Origin of the sequence: Streptomyces katrae (assembly GCF_000966975.1) — a bacterium.
Lineage (GTDB): Bacteria > Actinomycetota > Actinomycetes > Streptomycetales > Streptomycetaceae > Streptomyces > Streptomyces katrae.
Genome location: NZ_JZWV01000947.1, coordinates 1 through 1,382, shown reverse-complemented (window position 1 = coordinate 1,382; position 1,382 = coordinate 1). Strand labels below are relative to the sequence as shown.

1 pseudogene is annotated in these 1,382 nt (G+C 77.4%); it reads left to right on the top strand.

Features of this window, described 5'->3' with window-relative positions:
* Positions 1–250 precede the first annotated feature (250 nt).
* Positions 251–1,382, top strand: a pseudogene (locus VR44_RS30190) (formyltransferase family protein); the annotation flags it as partial.

Sequence of the window (1,382 nt, the reverse complement as noted above, 5' to 3'; positions counted from 1 at the left end):
GGGAGGTCGGGTATCCCCGGGCCACGACGTCGCCCGCCGGGCCACCGCGGGCCGGCCGGGCGGTGGTGTGGTGGGTCGGGGCCGAGTGGACCCCGGGCGGGCCGCTTTCGGGTGACACCGCCGCCCGCCTGCGCCACCGCACCCCGCCTCCGCGCCACCATCGCAGGCGGCCGGTCATGACCCGGTCACGATCAGCCGATCGGGCCGGGCGCCTGTGCGCCCCGGGCCCCCGAGCGCCGCGGGAGACCACGTGCACGTCCTGCTCCTCGCGAGCGCGTTCAACAGCCTCACCCAGCGGGTCCACGCCGAGCTGCGCGACCACGGCCACAGCGTGGCCGTGGAACTCGCCCTCCCGGACCGCCCCCTCGCGGAGGCCGTACGCCGCCACGCGCCCGACCTCGTCCTCGCGCCGATGCTGCGCACCGCGATCCCCGAAGAGGTCTGGTCCGCCCACCCCTGTCTGATCGTCCACCCCGGCCCGGTCGGGGACCGCGGCCCGTCCTCCCTCGACTGGGCCGTCCAGGAGGGCCGCACCCGATGGGGGGTGACCGTCCTGCAGGCCGAGGCCGAGATGGACGCCGGCCCCGTCTGGGCCACCGCCGAGTGCGCCGTCCCCGCCGTCGGCAAGAGCGACCTCTACCGCGGGGAGATCGCCGACGCGGCCCTGGAGGCGGTGCTGCTCGCTTCGCCTCCGGGACGTACGTCCCGCGGCCCCAGCACGCCGGCCCGGCCCGCCCCGCCCTGCGCCAGGAGGGCCGCCGCATCGACTGGGAGACCGACGGCACCGAGCGGGTCCTGCGGGTGCTGCGCGCCGCCGACTCCCGGCCCGGCGTACGCGACGAGCTGCTCGGCGCGCACTGGTACCTGCACGGCGGCCACCCCGAGGACCGGCTGCGCGGCCGCCCCGGCGACCTGCTGGCCACCCGGGCCGGGGCGCTCTGCCGGGCCACGGCCGACGGCGCCGTGTGGATCCCCGAACTGCGGGCCGTCCACGCCCCCGGGCAGCCGCCGCACCCCCGCCTCCCCGCCGTCCTCGCCCTCGGCGACCGGCTGCCCCCGCTGCGCGAACACCCCGTGCCCCCGCAGGCCGGCCCCAGCCGCCGCACCTGGTCCGACATCGGCTACCGGGAGGAGGGGCAGGCCGGTTTCCTCTCGTTCTCCTTCCCTTCCGGAGCCATGGACACCGGCCGCTGCCGCCGGCTGCTGGAGGCCTACCGGACCGCCCTCTCCCGTCCCACCTCGGTCCTCGTCCTCGGCGGCGGCCGAGACTTCTTCTCCAACGGCATCCACCTGGGCGTGATCGAGGCGGCCGACGACCCGGCCGCGGAGTCCTGGGACAACATCAACGCCATGGACGACCTGGTCGAGGCCGTCCTCACCAC